The organism is Ruegeria sp. CG8, from assembly GCF_056537165.1.
Genome location: NZ_JBQFRA010000002.1, coordinates 323,126 through 344,505 on the forward strand (window position 1 = coordinate 323,126; position 21,380 = coordinate 344,505).

24 protein-coding genes are annotated in these 21,380 nt (G+C 63.8%); 4 read left to right on the top strand and 20 right to left on the bottom strand.

Annotated elements, in window-relative coordinates; translation table 11 throughout:
- Positions 1–47 precede the first annotated feature (47 nt).
- Positions 48–857 carry a serine O-acetyltransferase gene (gene cysE / locus ACR0EF_RS07545; protein WP_093962389.1) on the bottom strand — a complete coding sequence of 270 codons (810 nt, stop codon included), beginning with the start codon at positions 855–857 and terminating at the stop codon, positions 48–50.
- Positions 858–943: 86 nt separating this feature from the next.
- Between cysE and ACR0EF_RS07550 the strand changes: the two genes are divergently transcribed.
- Positions 944–1,282: a TraR/DksA family transcriptional regulator gene (locus ACR0EF_RS07550; protein WP_170370659.1), complete on the top strand. Its 339-nt coding sequence runs from the start codon at positions 944–946 to the stop codon at positions 1,280–1,282.
- On the opposite strand, the gene ACR0EF_RS07555 is transcribed toward ACR0EF_RS07550, so the two are convergent.
- The 16 genes from ACR0EF_RS07555 to ACR0EF_RS07630 form a co-directional block, all read right to left on the bottom strand.
- Positions 1,263–1,559 carry a DUF7742 family protein gene (locus ACR0EF_RS07555; RefSeq protein ID WP_170358782.1) on the bottom strand — a complete coding sequence of 99 codons (297 nt, stop codon included), beginning with the start codon at positions 1,557–1,559 and terminating at the stop codon, positions 1,263–1,265. The genes ACR0EF_RS07550 and ACR0EF_RS07555 overlap by 20 nt on opposite strands.
- Before the next feature lie 7 nt (positions 1,560–1,566).
- Complete coding sequence (locus ACR0EF_RS07560; RefSeq protein WP_170372342.1) at positions 1,567–5,532, bottom strand: baseplate multidomain protein megatron; 3,966 nt, start codon at positions 5,530–5,532, stop codon at positions 1,567–1,569.
- Positions 5,532–5,975: a C40 family peptidase gene (locus ACR0EF_RS07565; RefSeq protein WP_170372340.1), complete on the bottom strand. Its 444-nt coding sequence runs from the start codon at positions 5,973–5,975 to the stop codon at positions 5,532–5,534. The genes ACR0EF_RS07560 and ACR0EF_RS07565 overlap by 1 nt, the downstream gene beginning before the upstream one ends.
- The gene (locus tag ACR0EF_RS07570) at positions 5,975–6,862 is read right to left on the bottom strand and encodes a DUF2163 domain-containing protein (RefSeq protein WP_170372338.1); all 888 of its coding nucleotides are present in this window, start codon (positions 6,860–6,862) and stop codon (positions 5,975–5,977) included. Before ACR0EF_RS07570 ends, ACR0EF_RS07565 begins: the two co-directional genes overlap by 1 nt.
- Entirely contained in the window at positions 6,862–7,494 is a 633-nt protein-coding gene (locus tag ACR0EF_RS07575; protein WP_170372336.1) for a DUF2460 domain-containing protein, read from the bottom strand. Before ACR0EF_RS07575 ends, ACR0EF_RS07570 begins: the two co-directional genes overlap by 1 nt.
- Positions 7,495–7,509: 15 nt before the next feature.
- The gene (locus tag ACR0EF_RS07580) at positions 7,510–8,172 is read right to left on the bottom strand and encodes a phage tail tape measure protein (protein ID WP_170372334.1); all 663 of its coding nucleotides are present in this window, start codon (positions 8,170–8,172) and stop codon (positions 7,510–7,512) included.
- Positions 8,150–8,368, bottom strand: coding sequence for a rcc01693 family protein (locus ACR0EF_RS07585; RefSeq protein WP_170358769.1), 219 nt, complete (start codon positions 8,366–8,368; stop codon positions 8,150–8,152). The genes ACR0EF_RS07580 and ACR0EF_RS07585 overlap by 23 nt, the downstream gene beginning before the upstream one ends.
- On the bottom strand, positions 8,365–8,685 hold the full coding sequence (locus ACR0EF_RS07590) for a gene transfer agent family protein (protein WP_170370979.1): 321 nt from the start codon (positions 8,683–8,685) through the stop codon (positions 8,365–8,367). The genes ACR0EF_RS07585 and ACR0EF_RS07590 overlap by 4 nt, the downstream gene beginning before the upstream one ends.
- Positions 8,685–9,098, bottom strand: coding sequence for a phage major tail protein, TP901-1 family (locus tag ACR0EF_RS07595; protein ID WP_170370664.1), 414 nt, complete (start codon positions 9,096–9,098; stop codon positions 8,685–8,687). The genes ACR0EF_RS07590 and ACR0EF_RS07595 overlap by 1 nt, the downstream gene beginning before the upstream one ends.
- A gap of 20 nt (positions 9,099–9,118) precedes the next feature.
- Positions 9,119–9,532, bottom strand: coding sequence for a DUF3168 domain-containing protein (locus ACR0EF_RS07600; protein WP_170370665.1), 414 nt, complete (start codon positions 9,530–9,532; stop codon positions 9,119–9,121).
- A complete protein-coding gene (locus ACR0EF_RS07605) occupies positions 9,529–9,867 on the bottom strand; it encodes a phage head closure protein (RefSeq protein WP_170372332.1) in 339 nt (112 codons plus the stop codon). Before ACR0EF_RS07605 ends, ACR0EF_RS07600 begins: the two co-directional genes overlap by 4 nt.
- A complete protein-coding gene (locus ACR0EF_RS07610) occupies positions 9,864–10,463 on the bottom strand; it encodes a head-tail connector protein (RefSeq protein WP_170372330.1) in 600 nt (199 codons plus the stop codon). Before ACR0EF_RS07610 ends, ACR0EF_RS07605 begins: the two co-directional genes overlap by 4 nt.
- A gap of 177 nt (positions 10,464–10,640) precedes the next feature.
- The gene (locus ACR0EF_RS07615) at positions 10,641–11,819 is read right to left on the bottom strand and encodes a phage major capsid protein (protein WP_170338587.1); all 1,179 of its coding nucleotides are present in this window, start codon (positions 11,817–11,819) and stop codon (positions 10,641–10,643) included.
- Positions 11,820–11,853: 34 nt separating this feature from the next.
- A complete protein-coding gene (locus tag ACR0EF_RS07620; protein WP_170338585.1) occupies positions 11,854–12,399 on the bottom strand; it encodes an HK97 family phage prohead protease in 546 nt (181 codons plus the stop codon).
- 26 nt (positions 12,400–12,425) lie between these two features.
- Positions 12,426–12,650 (bottom strand): GTA head formation protein, RCAP_rcc01685 family, encoded by a 225-nt coding sequence (locus ACR0EF_RS07625; protein ID WP_093962401.1) that lies wholly within the window; start codon positions 12,648–12,650, stop codon positions 12,426–12,428.
- Positions 12,643–13,815 carry a phage portal protein gene (locus ACR0EF_RS07630; RefSeq protein ID WP_170338582.1) on the bottom strand — a complete coding sequence of 391 codons (1,173 nt, stop codon included), beginning with the start codon at positions 13,813–13,815 and terminating at the stop codon, positions 12,643–12,645. The genes ACR0EF_RS07625 and ACR0EF_RS07630 overlap by 8 nt, the downstream gene beginning before the upstream one ends.
- A gap of 192 nt (positions 13,816–14,007) precedes the next feature.
- Here ACR0EF_RS07630 and ACR0EF_RS07635 point away from each other — a divergent pair, with 192 nt between their 5' ends.
- Positions 14,008–14,850, top strand: coding sequence for an SDR family NAD(P)-dependent oxidoreductase (locus ACR0EF_RS07635; RefSeq protein WP_170338580.1), 843 nt, complete (start codon positions 14,008–14,010; stop codon positions 14,848–14,850).
- On the opposite strand, the gene ACR0EF_RS07640 is transcribed toward ACR0EF_RS07635, so the two are convergent.
- Entirely contained in the window at positions 14,851–16,221 is a 1,371-nt protein-coding gene (locus tag ACR0EF_RS07640; protein ID WP_254437674.1) for a DNA-packaging protein, read from the bottom strand.
- 592 nt (positions 16,222–16,813) lie between these two features.
- Here ACR0EF_RS07640 and ACR0EF_RS07645 point away from each other — a divergent pair.
- Positions 16,814–17,113, top strand: coding sequence for a hypothetical protein (locus ACR0EF_RS07645; RefSeq protein WP_170372328.1), 300 nt, complete (start codon positions 16,814–16,816; stop codon positions 17,111–17,113).
- Between the two features lie 309 nt (positions 17,114–17,422).
- The gene (locus ACR0EF_RS07650; protein ID WP_170372518.1) at positions 17,423–18,673 is read left to right on the top strand and encodes a DEAD/DEAH box helicase; all 1,251 of its coding nucleotides are present in this window, start codon (positions 17,423–17,425) and stop codon (positions 18,671–18,673) included.
- A 116-nt stretch (positions 18,674–18,789) separates the two neighbouring features.
- Here ACR0EF_RS07650 and mltG read toward each other — a convergent pair whose 3' ends face one another.
- Together mltG and fabF are read right to left on the bottom strand one after the other, a co-directional pair.
- Complete coding sequence (gene mltG / locus ACR0EF_RS07655) at positions 18,790–19,950, bottom strand: endolytic transglycosylase MltG (protein ID WP_170338572.1); 1,161 nt, start codon at positions 19,948–19,950, stop codon at positions 18,790–18,792.
- Positions 19,951–21,216, bottom strand: a complete 1,266-nt coding sequence (fabF, locus tag ACR0EF_RS07660; protein ID WP_170338075.1) for a beta-ketoacyl-ACP synthase II — start codon at positions 21,214–21,216, stop codon at positions 19,951–19,953.
- Positions 21,217–21,380: the final 164 nt, after the last annotated feature.

A 21,380-nucleotide genomic window follows, 5' to 3' on the forward strand; every position in this document is an offset into this window, starting at 1 on the left:
AGCCGCCTCGGACCCCGAGGCGGCCTTTTTCGTACCTGAGAACAGGCTTACTGATCCTTGCCCAGCATGTGATCCATCGAGATCGAGGGCTGGTCGCATCCCGCCTCACCCACGATCTTGGCGGGGATACCCGCCACGGTCTTGCAGGGCGGCACGTCCTGCAGCACCACCGAACCGGCGGCGATGCGGCTGCAATGACCCACGCGGATGTTGCCAAGAACCTTGGCCCCAGCCCCGATCAGAACGCCATCCTCAATCTTGGGATGGCGGTCCTCTTCTTCCTTGCCGGTCCCGCCCAGGGTCACCGAATGCAGCATCGAAACGTTGTCGCCCACAACCGCAGTTTCGCCAATCACGATGGAATGCGCGTGGTCGATCATGATGCCCTTGCCGATCTTCGCGGCGGGGTGAATGTCGATCCCGAAGATTTCCGAACTGCGCATCTGGAAGAAATAGGCCAGATCGTGCCGGCCCTTCTGCCAAAGCCAGTGAGCCACACGATAGGCCTGCATGGCCTGGTAGCCTTTGAAATACAGGATCGGCTGTAGCAGACGATGGCAGGCCGGGTCGCGCTCGTACACGGCCATAAGGTCCGCGCGGGCGGCATTCATCAGCGCCTTGTCATCGGCATAGGCCTCTTCGACGATTTCACGCAGAACCATCATCGACATCTCGTTCGAGCAAAGCTTGGCCGAGATCCTATAGGACAACGCACGTTCCAAAGACTTGTGGTGCAGGATACAGGCATGCACCAGTCCGCCCATCAAAGGCTCTTTTTCGACGGCGGCCTGTGCTTCGGCCGTGATCCGGTCCCAGACGGGGTCAACTGACGTAACTTGGGTGCGCGTTTCAAACATGGCTTTTGATCCTCTGCTGCGCCTAGAATAGCCATCTAGGCCCAAAAAGGCCAAACGCAAACCCTTGATGTGCAACACAACAGAAAATGAACCGGTTCGAACTCAGGGAATTTGAAACACTTATCCTGTCCCGGCTGGAGGAATTGGAACGCAATTCCCTCGCCGGTCAGGACGCTCAATCCGTGGTCGAGCTTGACCAGCAGGCGGTCGGGCGGCTCAGCCGAATGGATGCGTTGCAGAATCAGGCCATGGCCAAGGCGCAACAAACGCGACGAGATCTCGAAGCCCGAAGGCTGAGAGCCGCCCTCGACCGGATGGCCGAGGGCGAATTCGGGTATTGCGAGGATTGCGGTGACGACATTCCGCGCAGACGGCTGGACCTGGACCCGGCCGCCAGCAAGTGCGTCAGCTGCGCGGCCGGTTGAGTTGAAACCGGATAAGATGGCGCAGTACCGTCTCGAAACACCGGCAATACTCGGTGTCGCTGAAACTTGGCTCGTCTGCCAGCGGGCGGCTGCGTGCAGCTGCCATCAATGCTCCGTTCCCGTAAACAGGATGCAAACGACCCGTCGCGGCCACGTGACGGTCAGCCAACTCGGCCTCGGCGATCATGCGCGCGCACAGCCGCTCACGCTGGGCTTGCGGCACGGTCAGCAAAACCCGCGCCGCAGAACTGACATCGCCGTGCAAAACAGGGCGCATGATCCCTCTACCCCACACTCAGACTCGCGACCGCGCCCGGCCCGTAGCTGGCCGAAACCTGCGCCACCTCGACCTCGTAGAGGCCCGCGACGCCGTCCGAAGACTGTGCCGCCGCGGAATAGGTCCAAATTGGCGTCGTGGCGATCTCTTCCCGAACAAGGGCGCCACCTGACCGAATCCGGATCAGATAAGTTTCGGACTCCTCGCCCAGCGGCACGTCCAGCACGTCCCAATCGTCGCCGTCGATCCGGGTTCGGCGTACCCAGGTGAACAGGTCATCGCCCCCGTGTCTTTTGACCTTCAGATGAACTGGCGCGTAGGGGCGCAGACCGTTTCCATCAAACGCCTCGACCTTATGGACAAAAGAATCGTCGTCGTATCCGCGGGTTGCAGGCCCGATCCGGTAGTGCCGCGCAATTCGGCGTTCGGTCCGCAGCAGGCTGGTCTGAAGAACCCTCTCGTCGAGCAACACGAACACGGAACCCTCCGGCCAGATTTCGGGCATGATTGCGTCCGTACCCAATTGACCGCGCAGGCGGCCAGACAGGGCATAAACACCGGGTTCCTGCAGGGCGGCATCCGCGAATTGAAACACTTCCCAATTTCCGCGCGTGCCGTCTCCGATCGCCGCCAAGTTGGCGCCGGTCAGAAGCGAGTCACGCGACCGCGACTGCAAGACGCCATCGACAATGCGCACGCGCAGCGGCGCACCTTCATCCCATACCCCTGCGCTCGCGGACGGCAAGGCGGATTCGGTGAACCCGATCACAGCCTGACCAGTCACCAGATCGCGCAACGCGTAGCCCTCGTCGGCGTCCGAAGAATAGACGGCGACGCTGCCTTGCCAGGGATCGGCCGTGACGGCCAGATAAGGCGCGTGCGGCTCCTCGGCGCCGGTAATGAGTGGCAGATCCAGAAAAATCGGAAGAACCGGGACTGGGGCCACAAAGGGTTGAGAGACAAACCCATCATCCGCCATATCGGACGGCGAATAGACCCCGGGCTCGATCCGCACGGCATCTGCCAGCTGGATGTCAGCCTGTTCCAACCTGTCTATGCGATACAGCGCACCGGCTCCCCCATTCCAGGATGGAAGTCGAACAATGTCGCCGGCGCCCAGATGCATCTGCGACGGCGGCAGCGCGAAGCGCGCGGTATTGCGCGCGACGCGGGCCTCGGCCAGCCACCGTTCGACCGTCTGCCGTCCTTCGGCGCGGGTCATCGACAGAGGCATTTCGTTCACGGCTACAGAATGGGTCCGATCATCGGGCAGCACGGCCTCCTCCGCTACCACATCGTGGTCCGCATCCGACTGAACAAAGCGCAGACGCACGCGGCCGGCCATTTCGGCCTCGGCTTCGCGCTGGTACTGGACCCTGCCATCGACCTCGGGGCTTTCCGCGACCTGATCCAGCGACAGATCAAATGCCTGGCGCCCGGCCCTCATGCGGAATGTCAGGACACCGTCCCGCTCGATCGCATCAAATCCGTAGCGCAGCATCAGTGGCTGAAGGGCCGCCCGCGCGTCCGAAACATCTTCGATCACGTATCCACGGACAACTCCGTCCAGCGCAGACACATCAAAATCGGAGACGCCTGCAGCCTGACAAATCTCGGCCACCACCGAGGCCAGTGTCCTGGCACCAGAACGTCCGTTCAACCAATGACCACGGGCGTAGTTTTCGCCGTCGCTCCACTGCGAACGCAGGTTCGGGAATGTCGGGTAAGGTCTCGCGTCCCACGCCCATACATAGGCGTTCGAAACGTCCACCATCGGACCATCGTAGATGTCCGAAACCGGGTTGATCTGCGGATCGGCCCAATATCCAAGAACTGCCTTCAAATACTGAACCTGAATGAAATCGTCGCGTTGACCGTTCGAGTATTTGGGCAGATCGGATTCCGAGGATTTCGGATCCAAAAACTTGTTGGGCTGGTTCGTTCCCTTGTCTATGGCCGCACAACCCAATTCCGTGAACCAGATCGGCTTTGATCCCGGAACCCAATCGGTCGGGTCAGCTTTGCGCACTCCTCCGATCCGTTCGTGGTGCAAGTTCGACCACCAGTTGCGGATGTCTTTGTATCGCCACACCCATGGCTCTGCATGTTCGCCGTCCTCGATCGGATACCTTATCTGCGCGTCCTGTTCTTCGGGTGTTGGATAGTACCAGTCGTATCCTTCACCGCCTTCGATGTTGCCGCGCAAATAATCCAGGTTGTAGATTGACCGGGCACCATCCAGCGCATCCAGATGCTCGTCACCATCCCGCCAGTCCGAGACCGGCATGTAGTTGTCGATCCCGACGAAATCGATGTTTTCGTCTGCCCACAGAGGGTCCAGGTGGAAGTATCGGTCACCGCTGCCATCGGCAGGCTGGTACCCGAAATACTCTGTCCAATCCGCGGCGTAGCCTATTTTGGTGTCTGGCCCCAGTATCTGCCGCGCTTCTGCCGCCAATGCCTTCAGCTGAGCAACGGCCGCGAACCCGGACGCGCCGCGTATCTGGGTAAGGCCACGCATTTCCGAGCCGATGCAGAACGCCTCGACCCCGCCTGCTGCCTTGCACAACGCCGCGTAGTGAAGAATGAAACGGCGCATGCTCCATTCTTCCGGTCCGGTATAGGTGACAGTGCCATTACCGATGATGAAATCCGAGGCTTGGGCTGCACCAAAAAAGTTTGCCACCTGAGCGTCCGCACCTGCGGTTCCGTCCAAGGACCCGGGGCGCCCCGGAGCCACGTCCAGCGTGATCCGGCCGCGCCACGGCAGATGCGGCTGATCGCCGGCATCCGACCATGGGTCTGGAAGACCATTACCCTGCATCTGATCCATCAGGATGAAAGGATAGAACATTACCCGGCTGCCGGAGCCCTTGAGGTGTTGAATGGCCTGAACCACCGACGCATCGGCCGGGGTACCGCCATAGACGGGTCGCCCGTCCACGTGTTGCACGACCTGGGCCGATTTGCGCTTTAGCCCAGAGACTTTCCACGGCATGTTGGCGCCGTCCACGTCGTCGCGGATCACCTTGGGTCGAACGCTGCAAGCGCCGCAACGCAAGTCATCTCCGAACCAAGAGACCACCAGCGACGCAGCCTTGCAGCCCGGAAGTTCTTTGTTCAGGGCACGCACCGAGGCCACCAGATCGGGCTCGCCCGAGGGCGAATTGACGTTGGCGGCCCAGCTTTGGCCCGACCCTTTGGAATAGTTTACCTGCGTGCTGGCCAGCGTGTATTCCCCGGTGCCAGGCATCAGGGCCACGGCCCGGACAATCTGTTGCAATTCGGATTCGTAGTCTGGTGCGGATTTCTGATCAGGCCGAACAACCTCGAAAGAGAACTGGGGAACGCGATTGCCAAATTGCGCCAGCGGCAGGTCTTCAATCACAACATACGCAGTGCCGCGATAGGCCGGAACCGTTCCGGCACTTTCGATCGTTTCGATCAATGGATCCGGCAGCTGATCCTGGCTACCGGTATAAACCCGCATGTTCAGACTGTTGCGCTCAAGCTCTTCCCCATCGGCCCATATCCGCGCGATGACCGCGATCTCTCCGACGCCGACAGCAATCGCCAGTGATATCGAGTAGCTGTAGCTATGGGTGGTCGTGGTGACTTCGGCTGGTTTTGGCGTTCCTTTGCCGCCAGCAGACTGCGTAGACGTCGTGGTTTTGCGGGTCTCAAGGAAATCCGACGCCCAGATCACCTGCCCACCGACCCGCATTCGGCCGAACACGGTGGACAACGGCGCGCCCTCGCCTGTTTCCGTAAGTCTGAACCGGTCCAGCCGGCCAGACTCGACCACCTCGCTTCCGGCACCCATGACCGACTGGCTCATCAATCGCTGGTCGATAACCCGCCCGAGCGTCGCGCCGACTGCCCGGCCCACGATGGCCGTTGACAGCCCAGCAACGGTTCCACCGATGGACCCGCCCAGCGCAGCCCCCGCCGCAGATAAAACTATCGTCGCCATCAGTTGCCCTCCAAAGGAAATTCAAAGCAGGCGACCACCCGGCGGCGCCAGGGGTCGCTCAGTGCGTTTTCGACAACGCCATGTCCGGAATAGGCATGGATGAAGCGTGGCACGGCGCCCGCATCACTCACGATACCAAGGTGTTTGGCCACACCGGCATCGCGCATCCGGAACAGCAGCACGCATGCAGGGGCCAGAAAGTTGCGCGGACGTTCGACCAGATTGCGCCGCGCAGCCGCCCACATGCGCTCTTCGCCCTGCGGTTCGGACCAGTCCATGCTGTAGGTAGGCACCGCCTCAGGCTCGTGGCCGATGACGGATCGCCAGACGCCGCGCAGCAATCCCAAGCAATCGGTTCCCGCTCCCTTGACCGAGGCCTGATGCACATAGGGCGTTCCCAGCCAGCCTCGCGCTTCGTCCACGATATCCTGCGCCGTCACCATCACCGCCTGCTGCCTCCATTGTTCGCGTTGCCCTGTTTCGGCACGGCCATCACCCAGTCTTCGCTCGGCAGATCCGGAAAACCCTGGAAATTTATGATGTTGTTGAATTTCAACCGACAGGTCTCCATCCGCTTGTCGCAGCCCGCCAGCACCCGCACACGGTCACCGGCGGCCAGACCCGAGCCCATAGCGGTCCAAAGGTGCAATTCCCGCCCGATCTTGATGCTTCGGTCCGTCTTCACCGAAGCCCAAAGACCCTGAGAGCGGCCGGTCAGCACATCAACGCGGCCACGTTCGAACCAGCCGTCCTCAAACGCCTCCGCCCCCTGCAGTCTGAGGATCGGACCCTCGTCGATCTCGGCAATCTCGGCCTCGGCCCAGTAGCCGGGCGTCAACCTGTCGAAGCCGCAGGCTTTGACACCCAAAACGGCCGTACAGGGCTTTTGGTAGATCCGCCCCAAGGGTCGGTTCAGCAGATCGGTCAGCCCGCGCAATTCGGCGTGAAACGCGCCCCCTGCGCGGCGCAGCTCGCCGATTGAGCCACGGAACTGCAACATGCGCTGTTCCGGCGCGGCCCAGTTGACCAGCCATGCTCGGACATCGGCACCGTCAAAGCGGCCGTCTTCGATATCCTCGTCGCGCACGGCCGCATCAGACAGCGCCCCCATGGCCTCGGAATTGTCGATCGACAGGCCCGTCGCCTGTTCGATGGCCGAGGCTGTGAGACCGGTGCTTGCCTTGAAAACCAGCCCGTCAAAGGCCAGTTCGCGGTCATGGTCGGTGAACCCGAAGGACATGCCATCGGTTCGGGTGATCGCCCAACAGCGGCAGACCGTAGTCATGCCGGACTGAAGATGGGTCAGCAATGCCTGCTTGTCGCCGCTCATCAGACCCGCACCTCCACCACCGGAACATTGGGTACGTCGCCTGCCTGAAAGCTGGCCACGCTGACTTGGATCCTGTCGGTGTCAAACCGCACCGGCACATCGAATTCAAACCCGGCGGTCACGTCGACCCCCTCGGATGGCGGGACGACGAATTGGATCAGACCGCTATTCAGGTCCACCTCGAAATCGACGCCTTCTCGGGCCTCATCCTGATCCAGCCCAATCTTGACCGTACCCAGTACCGGCTTGACGATGGGCCTGACATAGCTGACCCCGCCCGAGGCATAGATCTTGACCAACTGGAACTCGGTCGTGACCCCGTCGCCTTGCCCGATCACCTGGTCGCCCTTGTCGAACTCGGCAGTGGCGGCGCAGGACTTGTAGTCCGACCAGTCCTTCCAGCGGAACCCGTACATCTGACCCTGACGCGCTTCGAAAAAGGCGATCAGCGTCTGGATGTCGTCCAGCGACCGCATCCCCAAACCGGCGTCATAACGCCGCCGCGAATGCGCCCAGGGCGTGTTGCGTTCTTCGAACCCGTTGGCCAGCGTCACGACATCCGTGCGCCGCTCGGGGCCGCCGACCGAGCCGAAACTCAGGCTGGCGGGAAATCTGACTTCGTGGAAATTCATGTCCTGCTCCCTAAACTACCGGTTGCGATTTCCGCGCCCCAGGGCACGGCTCATCTGGGCTGCGATCTGGCCCTGGCTGCGGCGAAAGCCCTGAACGTCGGGTGTGGTGATGTTCATCACCACGTTCACCGCCCGTCCGCCGCCCGAGTTGCGCACCCCCAGTTTGCCGTCGGGTCCGCGCGCCAGCGGCATGATCGCCTCGGGGCCGGCCTCGCCCATCAACCCGGTCGCACCGCGCATCGGAAAGGTGGTCGGCCCGGTGACCACTCCGCCATTGGCAAAAGGCATGACGCGTCCTTGGGCGAAACTGCCGCCGTCGGCAAAGGGCAGCAGCCCCTGCACCAGGCCGCCGACCGTATTGGCCAGCAGGCCGCCGAAATGATCCGTCACCGGCTTGATCGCCGCCGAATAGGCCGTGCGGATCATGGAGTTCTTCAGCACGTCCAGCGCGTCCGACAGGTTCATTCCGTCCAGAACCACGCCGTCGAAGGCCTTGCGCAGCCCGCTCGACATGCCCCGCTCCAGGGTGGCGACATCCTTCCCGGTCTCTTCGAAAGCGGCGCTGATCCGCTTCATCTGGGCATCGAAGGCCGCCGCCATCGTGGCGGCATCGCCCAGGGCATCGCCCAGCGCCTCGCCGCGCTCCTGCAGGTCGTCAAACCCGTCCCGATCCGTCATCACGCTCTCCTTGTATCTTGTCGGGCCAGGCGGCCAGCAACCTGTCCAGCCGCGCCCGGTTCATCGCCGGCATCCCGCGGCCCTGCCCCAGCATCAGCCGCAGTTCGGCCGGGGTCAGACGCCAGAACTGATCCGGCGTCAGCCGCAGCTCGTGCAGCCCGGCACGCATCAGGCCGGGCCAGTCAAAGCCGCTCATGACTCACCCGGCACCATGAAGGCCCGCGCCAGCAGCTCGGCCGCCGCCCGCGCCGCCGCCATCGGGCCGCCCTCTATCTCGGCCCGCAACATGTCGGCGCGGGTCACATCCGTCCCGCCACCGCGCAACCCCGCCAAGATCAGCGCCAGCACGTCACCGCTGGAATAGGCGCCGCTCTCGAACCGCTGCACCAGTTCCACCAAAGACCCTGCGCCCAGCTCCTGCTCCAGCTCGGCCAACGCGCCCAGCGTCAGCTTCAGCACCCGGCGCTGGCCATCGACCACCAGCGCCACTTCTCCCGCCCACGGATTGACCATCACAACGCCACGAAGGTCAGAGCACCGGCGCTGGCCAGGCTCATCTCATAGGTCGCTTCGCCATTATGCGAGCCGGCATACTCGATCCCGGTCACTTGGAACGGTCCTTCGACGATGCCGAAATCGGGGATGATCACCTGAAAGGCGGGCGTTTCGCCGTCAAAGAACAACTGCCGCGCGCGTTCATCCGTGCCGGCGTCCTTGAACACGCCCGATCCGGAAATCGAGGCCGACTTGACCCCCGCCCCCGACAGCAACTCGCGCCAGCCGCCCTGGCTTTCCAGCGTCGTGACATCCACGCTTTCCGCGTTGAAGCTGATCCGCGTGGCCCGCAGCCCCGCGATGGTCTGGAACAGGCCTGTGCCGTTCATGTCCACCTTGACCAGCAGGTCCTTACCGTTCTGGGCACCCATATGCTCTCTCCATTGATTGCTTAGTTGTCTTCCACGCGGGCGCGTAATTTCAGGTCGATCTGCCGGATCGCGCCGCCGGTCCCGGTGCGCCGGGCCGAGGCCCGCTCGAACCACAGCCCCACCAACCGCCCCCGATCCAGCGTCAGCGCGGCCCCGTCCAGCGCGTCGCACACGGCCCCGGCCAGCGTCTTGGCCGCGCCGAACCCGGCCGCCTCGGACACCACCGACACCGTGAAGCGATGCAAAGTGCCTTGCCCCGTCTTGTCCGAGGCCTCGCGCACCTCCTCGGGGCCAAGCGTCACGTAGGTCTGCGGAACCGTCCCCGAAGGCACCGCGTCATAGATCGCGCCGCCGCTCAGCGCGCCCACCTGGGCATCCGCCACCAATTGCTGGAACACCGCCGCCTGCAGCGCCGCCGAAACGCCATAGCTCATGCCGCCACCTCCTCATCCGCGAAACAGGTCAGATAGCGCCCGGCCGCGTCGTATTCGGCCACCGCGCGGATCACGAAGCGCCGATTGCCCTCGCGAAACCTCTGATCGGGTGCCGGGCGCATCGACGACCCCTCGGGCGCGCCGCGCACCACGATGCGGTAACTCACGCGCGACACCGCCACATTTGCGATCGCGCGCTCGGTGCCGGTCCGGGCGGTCACCGCGGCCCACAGCTCGCCCAGAGAGGCCCATGTCTCAGCATAGCCGCCCGCGCCGTCGGCCACCCGCACCGGGGCCTCCAGCACCAGCTGCCGGTTCAGACGGGGCGCGCTCATTGCATCACCCCCGCGCCGAAGCGCACCATGCGATAGCGCTGGATCAGGCTGGTCACGCCGAAGGGCATGCAGCCGTCGCTCAGGCTGGTCTCGTCGCGATACTCATAGTAATGCGCCGCCAGCAGCAACACCGCCTGCCCCAGATCCGCCGGCAGCCCGCCCCAATCCGCCGCCATCCCGGCCGTCAGCGCGATGGTCACCTCTCCGCCGGTGGGAATGGCGGGCAGGCAAGCCCCCATCGGCCGCAGGCAAGGGCGCTGGTTGTCGCGCTCCAGGCGATAGGTCCCAGGCGCCACCACCTGCTGGGCGCCCTGCGCGTCGGTCAGCGTCACCGCGTCGATGCGCGTCACCGGCGCGACCGGCAGAACCTCGCCCGCGTCGTTGCGCCAGCGGCTCAGCGTCCAGGTGAAACTGCGCGATATCAGCACCTTGCCCGTGCGCGCCTCGATCGCGGCCATCGCCGCCCTCAGGAACCCTTTCAACACGTCATCCTGCAGGCTGGTCTCGGCAAATCCCGTGCCCAGCCGCAGATGCGCCTTGAACTGATCCACAGGCAGCGCCGCATCCGCGATGGCGGTTTCTTCGATCAACATCATCCATTCACTCCGCAATCTCGGACCCCTCCGGGGGCCGCATCCTTGGAAAATGGCGGGCACGTGCCGCCCCACGTTGCTCGGACGGAGGGGAGCAGCTAGACAACGCGGGGGATCTCACCCCGGCCCGCGCCCGCCGCCCGAGGGGCCGGCCCACCGGCCCCCCGGATCCGTCACCGCTTAGGCGGTGCCGAGTTTCACCAGCTTGATCGCGGCAAAGTCGCTGATGTCGCCGCCCACGCGCTTGGTGGCATAGAACAGGACATGCGGCTTGGCGCTGAACGGGTCGCGCAGCACGCGCAGGTCGGGGCGCTCGGCGATGGTGTAGCCGGCCGAGAAGTCACCGAAGGCGATCGAGAAGCTGTCGGTGCCCGGATCGGGCATGTCCTCGGCGATCAGCACGGCATAGCCCATCAGGCGCGCGGGCTCACCCGCGGCTAGGCCGTCCGACCACAGGAAGCGGCCGTCGGCATCCTTCAGCTTGCGGATCACGCCGGCGGTTTTTGAGTTCATCACGAAGGTGCCGTTCACGCGGTACTGCGCGCCCAGCGCATAGACCACGTCCACGATCGCATCCGCGTCGATGCCGCCCGCGACACCGGTGGGCACGTAGCCCAGGTTGCCCCAGGTCCAGACATCATTGTCCACCGCCGGATGGCTCAGGATGCCCTTGGGCTTGTCGATGCCGTCACCGTTGATGAAAGCCGCCGCCTCGGCGCGGGCGAACTTGTCAGCGATACGGCCGGCCAGCCAGCCCTCGACGTCGAATGCGCTGTCATCCAGCAGCCGCTGCGAGGCCTTGGGCAGCGCGCTTAGCTCGTGCAGCGGGATCGAGATGCGGTCGATCGACGGGGTGCCGGTCTCGGCGGCGGTGGCGTTCTCGGCAGCCCAGCCTGCGCCCACATCGGTATGATCGATCAGCACGTCGAACGAATTCGCCTCGACATTCACGACCGACGCGATCGAACGGATCGACGCGGTGGATTTCAGCACCGACTTGATCATCTCGGCGGTCTGCGGATCGACAAGGTAGCCGCCATCGCTGTTGACGGCCGTCGACAGCGACTTGGCCTCGATCTCCAGCCCGCGCAGGGCATCGTCATCGCCCGAGCGCACATAAGCATCAAAGGCCTTCTGGTGCGGCGCCTCCTCCAGGGTCGAGGCCGCAAGATGCGGGCGCGCCGCGATGGTTGATTTACGATCCAGCATGGTCAGTCGCTCTTCTGTCTGTTGCAGTTTGTGTTGAACTTCAGCCTTCAGGCCCTTGAATTCTCTTGCGAAGCCAGCCATCGCCTGCTTCACCTCCTGAACCAGGGGCACACCCTCTCCGGTCAAGGCCGCGGTCTCGGTCTTGCTCATCAGCACTTCCTTTCTGGGTGGGGGTTGAGGCGCGCTAGGGTCGCGCCAGCTCCTGCCGGGCGTTCTCGAACACCTCGGCAATACTGCGCCAGGTGTCCTCGGCATCGGGGTCCGTCCCCTTTGCCGCCACCCGCGCACTGGGCAGCATCGGGAAGGTCACCAGCGACACCTCCCACAGCTCCAGTTCCGTCAAGAGCCGCCGGCCCTTGTCATCCTTCACGGCCCGCTTGGTGCGATAGCCGATCGACAGCCCGTCCAGCGCACCCGCGCGGATCAGCTCGGCCGCTTCGCGCCCCTTCTGGGTGCTCTCCAGCAACCGCCCCTTGACCCACAGGCCGCGCTCATCCTCGCGCACCTCGTCCCACACGCCGATGGGCTGGGCCGGGTCGTGCTGCCACAACATCTTGACCCGCTGACCGGCCGCCTTAAGCCCGGCCAGCGACGCGGCATAGGCACCTTTCTGCACCACGTCGCGGCCCTGATCGACCTGGCCGAACAGGCTGGCATAGCCCTCGATCACCGCGTCTTCGGTCACCGACAGCCCATCGCCGAACCGCGCGAACTTGCGTTCCAAATCCATGAACAACTCCTCGTAAGCCACTGAATTCATGGCGCCACCGTCAGGAAAGACTGGAACGCCTGCGCCAGGATCACCGCCGCCACGCCATAGACCGTCAGCCACAACCGCCGCTCCAGCCGTTCCATCATTTCCTCGATCTGATCCAGTCGCCTGCACAGATGCGCATGCTGGATCTCGGCCACCCTCTCGTGCGCGGCCAGACGCAGGCCCGGCGCGCAGTCAAAGGGCGGGTATCCCGGCGTGTCAGCCATCCGCCGTCTCCGCCAGCGCCGGCAGGCCCAGCAGAGCACGCTTTTCGGCATCCGTCAGGAAATCGGCATTGGCCACCCGCGCCCATTGCGCGTCACGCTCCGTCGCCAGCGCCGGCACCTGGTCCAGATCGGGCTTCAGCACCAGATCTTCGCCGGTAAAGCCCGACAACCAGTCCGACAACGCCGCCGCCACCCGCGTCACCAGGGGCAGAACGGTCAGGCGATAGAACGCCCGGTTGGCCTCCTGATAGTTCGAATAGGTCGCGTCCCCCTGGATCCCCAGCAGCATCGGCGGGACACCGAAGGCCAGCGCGATCTCGCGGGCGGCGGCTTCCTTGGTCTTCTGAAACTCCATGTCCGAGGGGGAAAAGCCCATCGGCTTCCAATCCAGCCCCCCTTCCAGAACCATCGGACGCCCGGCGTTGCGCGCCCCGCGATAGTTCGCCTCGATCTCGTCGCTCAGGCGGCGGAACTGTTCCTCGGCCATCGCGCCCTGCCCGTCGCCGCCCTTCCACACCAGCGCCCCCGAGGGCCGCGCGGCATTGTCCAACAGCGATTTCGACCAGCGCGAGGCGCTGTTGTGCACGTCGATCGCCATCGCCGCCGCCTGCAAGGGCGAGAAGCCGTAATGGTCATCCTGCGGATGGAACGACTTGATGTGGCAGATGGCTTCGGCCGGGAACCGGTGCGTCTTGCCCCCGGCGGTGTAGTCATAGGCCCTGGGCCAGCCATCCGCCCCCGGCACCACGCTCATCCGGTCCGAGCGCGGCACATGCAGCTCAACCGGCAGCACACCCTCGGCCTGCACCGCCTCGACATAGGCGTTGCCCGACAGCAGCAGCTGCCCGAACAGCGCCTCCAGCAGCTCGGCCTTGCCCTGCGCCGCGTTCGGACGGCGCATCAGGCGCAGAACCGGGTGCGTCTCGTACCGCTGCGCATCATCCTGCAGAACCAGGGGCAGCGCCGCCGCGGCCTCGGCAATCAGCTTGACCGACCGGAACCCCACCGGGTTGCCCGAGAACCCCGTGCGCGTCAGCGAGACGGTGTCCCGCGGGCTCCAGGCTACGCGCCCACCGGTCTGCCAGGCCACCACCGGCCCGGCTGCGCTTGCTTTTGCCTCGGGGGCTTTCTCAGCCGATCCACGACGCAAGAAATCGAATACCATGTCCAGATGCTCCTTTCTGCCGCCGCTCTGCCCGGCTTGTTGAAAGGAGTTATGACGGAAAGATCTTTAAGCCTCGGGAATGGGGCGTACGGCGGTTGCGCAACGGCTTTGGAACGTGTGCCCGCAGGATAAACCTCGGCATCCGACGGAAATGCGCTATCCTCTGCATTTGAGCATCACGAGGGACCAGCCATGTATGAAAGCGCAGTGAAGACCGGAGGGATCGCTGTCGTGACCGGCGCCGCCAGCGGAGTCGGTCGCGTCGCGGCACAGCGTTTTGCCCAAGCCGGGCTAAACGTCATACTGGCCGATCTTCCGGGACAGGCGCTCGACGCAACAACGGAAGACCTGAAGGCAGGTCTTGACGCAGTAAACATCACCGCGGTGCCGACGGATGTCACCTCGCAAGCCGACATGGAAAACCTGGCCGACACAGCTTTTGCCGCCGGGCAGGTTGCCGTCTTGATGAACAATGCAGGGATCAGCCTGCCGACGAAAACATGGGAGTCATTCGACAACTGGCGGAAGCTTCTCGACGTGAACTTTCTGGGGGTCCTGCGCGGCATCCACGCCTTCCTGCCTCGCATGATCGAGGTTGACCGCCCGGCCGTCGTCATCAACACCGGGTCAAAACAGGGGATCACCTCCCCGCCGGGCAACCCCGGCTACAACGTGTCCAAGGCCGCCGTCAAAACGCTGACCGAACAGCTCGCGCACGAGCTGCGCGAGGCCGGCGCACCGATCACCGCGCATCTCTTCGTTCCGGGCTTTACCTATACCGGCATGGTCGCGTCATTCCTGCCCGAAAAACCGGCCGCCGCCTGGACCAGCGAGCAGACCGTTGACTATTTCCTCGACCGCATGGCCCAGGGCGATTTCTACATCCTCTGCCCCGACAACGACGTCGATGCGGAACGCGACCGCCGCCGGGTTCAATGGGCTGCCGAGGACATCATCCACAACCGCCCCGCCCTCTCGCGATGGCACCCCGACTATGCCGAGGCCTTCGCAAAGTTCGAAAAGCCCGAGGGCTGATCACAGAACCCGCACCCTCGGCCTCCGATATGCCGCCGCCGGCCCCACCACCAGCTCATGCAACGCCCAGACCAGCGCATCGACCCGGTCCGGCGAGCCCTGCCCCTCATACCCGCGCGCGGTCATCTGGCACATCTGCTCCTCAAGCGCCTCCAGCCCGGCCACATGGCGCACCCGCCCCTGCTCATACAGCGCCGCAACCGGCTCGGCCCGCGCCACCTTCCCGCGCGAGGCCCGCACCGCCCGGAACGGGACCAGAGGGTCCACCTGCCGCACCACCTCCTCCACCAACTGCCCGCCTTGGTTGACCTCGGCCACCAGCCGCTCGGCCCCAAATTCATCCATCGCCTCGATCGCCGCCCGCGCCCAGCCCGCTGGGCCAGCGCCCTGCACAGTCCGGTCGGCCAGCACATAGGCGCGCCAGTCCTCGGGCGGCCCCTGCAGCTGTGCGCCGACCACCACGATCCCGCAGGCATCCGCGCCCGACCCGCCCGTCACCGCCGGGTCCAGCGCTACTACCACGCGGTCCAGTTCGGGCACCGCCTTGACCCGCGCCGCATCCAGCATCGAACCGGTCCACAGTGCCCCCTCGGCATCGGCCAGCAGCACCCCGTCCAACTCCTGCCGCCCCAGCCGTGTGCCCGCATAAAGCGCGCGCACCTCCTCCAGAAATGACTCCGCCAGGTTGGCCCGGTTCGCCTCCGTCGGCGCATGGGTCATCACCGTTGACGGCGCCGCCAGCAGATCCCTCAGTGCCTTCACGTTGCGCGGCGTCGTGGTCACACAGACCCGCGGCCGCTCGCCCAGCCGCAACGCGAATTGCAGCATGTCCCAGGTCTCGCCTGCCTTTTTCCACTTGGCCAGCTCATCCACCCAAGCCGCATCGAACTGCGGCCCCCGCAGCCCCTCGGGGTCATGCGCCGAAAAGGCCTGCGCCTCGGCCCCGTTGGGCCAGACCAGCTTGCGTTCCGATGCCTTCCACTTCGGCCGCCGGTCAGGCGGCGAGCACTGCATGATCCCGCTGTCGCCAAAGATCATCACGTCGCGCACCTGGTCAAAGGTCTCGCCCACCAGCGCCACGCGCCGGGCCTCGCCCTTATCAAACGGCTTGGCCCCTTCGACCATCGACCGCACCCACTCGGCCCCGGCCCGCGTCTTGCCCGCGCCGCGCCCGCCCATAATGGCCCAGGACCTCCAATCACCCTCGGGCGGCAGTTGATGCGGCAGCGCCCAGAACTCGAACAGGAAAGGGAGGGCACACAGCCCCCCCTCCCCGATCTCACTCAGGAATCTGTCCCGCACCGCAGCAGGCGCGGAGGCGAGCCAATCGGCACCCGATCTCAGATCGGGCCCGCTCCAAGTCGAGCGCATACCCCCCTTGGGCAATTCCCGCCTGTCTGTGACATTGTTCGACAAAGCTTGTCTCCACTTTCTGGCAACTTCGGATCAGCCCCTCTAGCTGCCCGAGTTGTCTGGCTGAACTCGCCAGGTCTGCATCCTCCCCGGTCTCGATCCGCTTGCGCAGGTCTTCTGCCGCTTGCCGCAAACCGCGAATGGACACCTCCAACGATTGCAACAGCTCGGCCGTCCGGGACATCCGCTCTTCCGGGGTAATCAAAGTCATGTTTGCCTGTGACCTCATGCGTGAGTGATCTCCGCACGAGAGAAATGAAAAACGGCCGCCGGGTCGCCCCGGGGCCGTCGCCCACTTCTTCTAGCATGACACAACTTATACGCGAAATTGGGCGCTCAGTCAAGCTCCGACGCAACAGCGCGCAACAAGTAACGCACTGTCAATGTTAACAAAATCCTAATCCAGCTCAGGAATAGCAACCAATTCTCTGATCGGCAAGACTTCCGCGACGGAGTAACTCCCGTCGTGCGTTTCAAAAACTGATTGCACACGCAATCTGCATCAACGCCAAGAACCGCAAGCATACGGAAAATTACTGAAGGACAAAAAATGTACCATCCCCTCAGCTATGTCTCGGTAATCTGTTTGGGAGGCCTGATGCTCTTCGGCACAGTGGCGCAGGCTCAGACAGGGCACCGCGGACCTGATCTTGGCAAGATCGCCAGCGAGATTGGCGTTCCGCAATCTGCGCTCCAAAACTGCTTGGGCGATCGTCCCAAGCCCGGCAAGCGCCCCGAGCGCACTGACGCGGGTTTAATTGCTTCGTGCCTGTCCAAGGCCGGTCACCCCTCCACCGCACAGGCAGTCGAAAAAGCGCTGGCGGCCGCCGCCCCGCCGCCCCGTGGTTGACCATCCATTTGCAACGAATAGGACACCGGCAGCCTTGACTGCCGGTGTCGGCTTGACATTCGCCTCAGCAGCGCTCATCTACGCCACAGCGCTGCCGCGTGAGCACGCGGACCGAACCGAGGTCCGAGATAGCGCCCAATTTTCCCAGTTCCCATTCACGCAGGGTTCTTGACGCAAAAGCCGGATGTTGCGGGACTCGCCCGCAAATCCTGAGGCTGCGCACACTCCCTGCCGGTCGTGCAATCCGCACGGCCAGCTATTCTTTTTCGCGCACGGCCAATGCCGACGCGGATCACAAAGGAAGACGACTTGTTCGATTTCGACATGCTCGGCCTCGCGCCGGCACTGAACGACGCGCTCGAGCGCGCAAATTTCACTCAACCCACACCGATCCAGAACCAGGCCATCCCGTTGGCCTTGGAAGGACATGACATTCTGGGCCTTGCCCAGACCGGCACCGGCAAGACGCTGGCCTTTGGCCTGCCGCTGATCGACCACCTTCTGGCGCAGCCCGGCAAACCGGCGCCGAAGACTGCCAAGGCCCTGATCCTCGCCCCAACCCGCGAACTGGTGAACCAGATCGCTGAAAGCCTCCGCACGCTTACCAAAAAGACGAAACTGCGCGTGGCCACAGTTGTTGGCGGACAGTCGATCAACAAACAGATCATGTTCCTGTCGCGTGGGACCGATATTCTTGTCGCGACCCCCGGTCGTTTGATCGACCTGATGGAACGTGGCGCGGTCGATCTCGGCTCGGTTCGGCACCTAGTTCTGGATGAGGCCGACCAGATGCTGGACCTCGGCTTCATCCACGCTCTGCGCAAAATCGCGCCGCAACTGGGCACTCCGCGCCAGACCATGCTGTTCTCGGCCACCATGCCGAAGCAGATGGAGGAACTCAGCCGCGCCTACCTGACCAACCCGCAACGGGTACAGGTCTCGCCTCCGGGCAAGGCGGCCGACAAGATCACCCAGTCGGTGCATTTCGTTGAAAAGCCGGGAAAACCCGCCAAGCTGCGCGGGATCCTTTCGCGTGATACCGACGCCCTGACGCTTGTGTTCTCCCGGACCAAGCATGGTGCGGAAAAGCTGATGAAAGGGTTGGTGGCCGACGGCTACAACGCAGCATCGATCCATGGCAACAAGAGCCAGGGCCAGCGGGATCGCGCCATCAAGGCCTTCCGCGCCGGCGAGATCACAGTTCTGGTTGCCACCGACGTGGCAGCCCGTGGCATCGACATTCCCGGGGTGGCCTATGTCATCAACTATGACCTGCCGGACGTTCCTGACAACTATGTGCACCGCATTGGCCGCACCGCTCGGGCCGGCCGCGAAGGCGAAGCCATCGCCTTCTGTGCACCAGATGAATTTGATCTGCTGCGTCAGATTCAGAAATTGATGAAGATCGAGATCCCGGTCGCCAGCGGAGCGGCACCCGAAGCCGCAGAGGCCGCCAAGCCCGGCAATCGCCAGCGCAATCGACGCCGTGGCCCGAAACCGCAGGGCACAAATGGCCCCGCCAACCGTCGGCGCCGTCCGCGCCGCAAATCGGCCGCATAAAAAAACTGCGCGCATGTCTCCATGCGCGCAGTTTTTTTCCAGGATTTTGACTTTTTATTTCTCAGGCGGGTTGTCCGCCTGATTTATGCCGGCTCTGCTCTCGACCAGCGAGCGGATCAGTTACCCGAATTGTTCCGCTCGGCTTCGATCTCACGCCATTTGGCAACGTTTCGGTTGTGTTCCTGCAGCGTCTTGGCGAAGGCATGGCCGCCGGTTCCATCTGCGACGAAGAACACGAAATCGGTCTCGTCTGGCGCCACGGCAGCTTGCAAGCTGGCCAGACCCGGGTTGGCAATCGGTGTGGGCGGCAACCCATCGATCAAATACGTGTTCCACGGCGTATTCCGCCGAAGCTCGCTGCGGCGAAGGCCTCGGCCCAGCGTGCCCTGACCCTTGGTCACGCCGTAGATCACCGTGGGATCTGTCTGCAGCTTCATGCCTTGCTTCAGGCGGTTCACAAAGACGCTGGCAACCTGACCGCGCTCTTCCGGAATGCCTGTCTCCTTCTCGATGATCGAGGCGAGGATCAGCATTTCTTCGGGGCTGGACAGGGGCAAACCGTCTTGACGCGTCTCCCAAACCCGCGCAATCCGCTCTTGCTGTCGGTCCTGCATCTTTTGCAGCAAAGCCGTTCGCTCATCACCCGGTGAGATTTCGTAGCTGTCCGGGGCCAACATGCCTTCAGGCGGAATTTCCGAGACCTCTCCGGTCAGGGCATCCACCGCCTTCAGCCCCTCAACGACCTGCCAACTGGTGACACCTTCGGCCAAGGACACGCGGTATCGCGTATCGGCTTGGTTACGCTTTTCCTGATAGACTTCAGGGACTTCGTCCTCACCAACGACAAATGACGCGACTTCGACGAAATTCAATGTTGCAGGGTCCAGCTCGCGAACCCGCGTCTGAGTGCGGGTCACACCGATGCGGTACTCGACCTCGGTTCCGCATGTGCTGGCGCCGCTGCGGGTGACTTCGTCGATGATTTCCGCCATCGAAGCGCCTTCGGGGATCAGGAAACTACCCGCTTTCAGCTGCTGCGACTTGTCGGTGTAGTCTGCCGCCATACGGAAGATGGTTGCGCTGCTGATCGCGCCCTGATCTTCAAGATCACGGCTGACTTTGTTCATGTTCGAACCACCCTTCACCCGAAGGCAAATGGCGGTATCGAGCGGGCCCTCGGCCTTGTACTGCGACTGCCCCCAAAGGATCAGACCGCCAAGAAGAAACATGGCGACCACAAGAAAGGTCAGCGCATTGGATGCCAGAGCCCGCCACATTTACGATGCTTTCCCGAAAATCACGCTGGCATTGGTGCCACCGAAGCCGAATGAATTCGACAGCGCCACGTTGATTTCCCGCTCGCGCTTGGCATTCGGCGCAAGGTCGATCGGCGTTTCCACCGCCGGGTTGTCTAGGTTGATCGTCGGCGGGGCCACCTGATCGCGGATCGCAAGGATCGAGAAGATCGCCTCGATCGCGCCCGCGGCCCCCAGCAGGTGTCCTGTGGCCGATTTGGTCGAACTCATCGTCGCCTTGCTGGCATGTTCGCCCAGCAGCCGTTCAACGGCCCCCAGCTCGATCGTGTCGGCCATGGTCGATGTGCCATGCGCGTTGATATAGTCCAGATCCTTCGGCTCGAGCCCTGCGCTGCGCAGTGCCGCCTTCATCGAGCGTTCCGCCCCGTCGCCATCCTCGGCCGGCGCTGTGATGTGATAGGCATCGCCCGACATGCCATAGCCCAGAACCTCGGCATAGATCTTGGCGCCGCGGGCCACGGCGTGCTCGTATTCCTCCAGAACCACGATCCCAGCGCCCTCGCCCATCACGAAACCGTCGCGGTCGACGTCATAGGGGCGGCTCGCGGCCTTTGGGTTGTCGGCATATTTGGTCGACAGCGCCTTGCAGGCGTTGAAACCGGCAATCCCGATCTCGCAGATGCAGCCCTCGCCGCCACCGGCGATCATCACGTCGGCATCGCCCGACCGTATGATCCGGCTGGCATCGCCGATCGCGTGAGCACCGGTCGAACAGGCGGTCACCACGGAGTGGTTCGGACCTTTGAAGCCAAAGCGGATCGAGACCTGACCCGACGCCAGGTTGATCAGCGCGCCCGGGATGAAGAACGGCGAAACGCGGCGCGGACCCTTGTCGCGGATCAGGTTGGCGGTTTCCGCGATTGAGCCCAGACCACCGATGCCCGACCCGATCAGAACGCCGGTGCGCAGACGTTCTTCCTCGTCCTCGGGCAGCCAGTTCGCGTCCTTGCAGGCCATCTCGGCTGCGGCGATCGAATACAGGATGAAGTCCTCGATCTTGCGCTGTTCCTTGGGCGGCATCCAGTCATCGGGGTTGAAAGTCCCGTTGGTCCCGTCACCGCGAGGCACCTCGCAGGCATAGGTCGTGGTGACCCCTGCAGCTTCGGCATCGAACAAGGTGATCGGGCCGGCACCCGACTCTCCGGCCAGCAGCCGCGACCAGGTTTCCTCGACCCCGCTGGCCAGTGGAGTGACCAATCCCAGACCGGTTACAACGACTCTGCGCATGAAATGCCTCTTGCCTGCTTCCTGTTTGAGAAACGCTCATACCCCGGCCCGGGGTCCGGGGGCAAGAGCAACAGCGTATTCCGCACCGGCAGCTTGCCGCCTGCCTCCGCGCCGCACGCCGCGCCCGGCCAGAGCAGAATCACACGAGCCGCCCCCGACGACCT

Bases quoted from the DNA above. Each gene is read 5' to 3' on its own strand.
- ACR0EF_RS07635 (WP_170338580.1), top strand. From the start codon at position 14,008: ATGTATGAAAGCGCAGTGAAGACCGGAGGGATCGCTGTCGTGACCGGC.
- ACR0EF_RS07565 (WP_170372340.1), bottom strand. From the start codon at position 5,975: ATGGTGACGGCGCAGGATATCGTGGACGAAGCGCGAGGCTGGCTGGGA.
- ACR0EF_RS07575 (WP_170372336.1), bottom strand. From the start codon at position 7,494: ATGAATTTCCACGAAGTCAGATTTCCCGCCAGCCTGAGTTTCGGCTCG.
- ACR0EF_RS07630 (WP_170338582.1), bottom strand. From the start codon at position 13,815: ATGGTATTCGATTTCTTGCGTCGTGGATCGGCTGAGAAAGCCCCCGAG.
- ACR0EF_RS07620 (WP_170338585.1), bottom strand. From the start codon at position 12,399: ATGGATTTGGAACGCAAGTTCGCGCGGTTCGGCGATGGGCTGTCGGTG.
- ACR0EF_RS07570 (WP_170372338.1), bottom strand. From the start codon at position 6,862: ATGAGCGGCGACAAGCAGGCATTGCTGACCCATCTTCAGTCCGGCATG.
- ACR0EF_RS07625 (WP_093962401.1), bottom strand. From the start codon at position 12,650: ATGGCTGACACGCCGGGATACCCGCCCTTTGACTGCGCGCCGGGCCTG.
- ACR0EF_RS07610 (WP_170372330.1), bottom strand. From the start codon at position 10,463: ATGATGTTGATCGAAGAAACCGCCATCGCGGATGCGGCGCTGCCTGTG.
- ACR0EF_RS07605 (WP_170372332.1), bottom strand. From the start codon at position 9,867: ATGAGCGCGCCCCGTCTGAACCGGCAGCTGGTGCTGGAGGCCCCGGTG.
- ACR0EF_RS07585 (WP_170358769.1), bottom strand. From the start codon at position 8,368: ATGAGCGGCTTTGACTGGCCCGGCCTGATGCGTGCCGGGCTGCACGAG.
- ACR0EF_RS07555 (WP_170358782.1), bottom strand. From the start codon at position 1,559: ATGCGCCCTGTTTTGCACGGCGATGTCAGTTCTGCGGCGCGGGTTTTG.
- mltG (WP_170338572.1), bottom strand. From the start codon at position 19,950: ATGTGGCGGGCTCTGGCATCCAATGCGCTGACCTTTCTTGTGGTCGCC.
- ACR0EF_RS07615 (WP_170338587.1), bottom strand. From the start codon at position 11,819: ATGAGCAAGACCGAGACCGCGGCCTTGACCGGAGAGGGTGTGCCCCTG.
- cysE (WP_093962389.1), bottom strand. From the start codon at position 857: ATGTTTGAAACGCGCACCCAAGTTACGTCAGTTGACCCCGTCTGGGAC.
- fabF (WP_170338075.1), bottom strand. From the start codon at position 21,216: ATGCGCAGAGTCGTTGTAACCGGTCTGGGATTGGTCACTCCACTGGCC.
- ACR0EF_RS07645 (WP_170372328.1), top strand. From the start codon at position 16,814: ATGTACCATCCCCTCAGCTATGTCTCGGTAATCTGTTTGGGAGGCCTG.
- ACR0EF_RS07600 (WP_170370665.1), bottom strand. From the start codon at position 9,532: ATGAGCTATGGCGTTTCGGCGGCGCTGCAGGCGGCGGTGTTCCAGCAA.
- ACR0EF_RS07640 (WP_254437674.1), bottom strand. From the start codon at position 16,221: ATGCGCTCGACTTGGAGCGGGCCCGATCTGAGATCGGGTGCCGATTGG.
- ACR0EF_RS07580 (WP_170372334.1), bottom strand. From the start codon at position 8,172: ATGACGGATCGGGACGGGTTTGACGACCTGCAGGAGCGCGGCGAGGCG.
- ACR0EF_RS07595 (WP_170370664.1), bottom strand. From the start codon at position 9,098: ATGGGTGCCCAGAACGGTAAGGACCTGCTGGTCAAGGTGGACATGAAC.
- ACR0EF_RS07560 (WP_170372342.1), bottom strand. From the start codon at position 5,532: ATGGCGACGATAGTTTTATCTGCGGCGGGGGCTGCGCTGGGCGGGTCC.
- ACR0EF_RS07550 (WP_170370659.1), top strand. From the start codon at position 944: ATGAACCGGTTCGAACTCAGGGAATTTGAAACACTTATCCTGTCCCGG.
- ACR0EF_RS07590 (WP_170370979.1), bottom strand. From the start codon at position 8,685: ATGGTCAATCCGTGGGCGGGAGAAGTGGCGCTGGTGGTCGATGGCCAG.